Raw genomic sequence first — 229 nt, 5'->3', positions numbered from 1 at the left:
GTTACATGGTGCAGAGCATACTCGATTCAATCATTCATTAGGCGTTTATGAAATTATGCGGAGGATGGTTGAGAATATTGGGCAAAAGAAGGCTTGGGATCCTGAGGAGCGACTTGTTTGTTTAGCTGCAGCACTACTCCATGATATCGGTCATGGACCTTTCTCACATTCTTTCGAAAAAGTTTTTCATACGGACCACGAGGAATGGACGAAGAGGATCATTCTAGGG

1 protein-coding gene is annotated in these 229 nt (G+C 43.7%); it reads left to right on the top strand.

The window, feature by feature from the left end; translation table 11 throughout:
* The coding region (locus AOA60_RS00070) for an HD domain-containing protein (protein WP_143522294.1) at nucleotides 1–229 on the top strand (229 nt) is incomplete at both ends.

Origin of the sequence: Pseudomonas sp. 2822-17 (genome assembly GCF_002742485.1) — a bacterium.
In the GTDB taxonomy this organism is placed as follows: domain Bacteria; phylum Pseudomonadota; class Gammaproteobacteria; order Pseudomonadales; family Pseudomonadaceae; genus Aquipseudomonas; species Aquipseudomonas cyclaminis.
The sequence above is the reverse complement of the archived record's forward strand: the minus strand, read 5'-3'. Positions and strand labels throughout refer to the sequence as shown.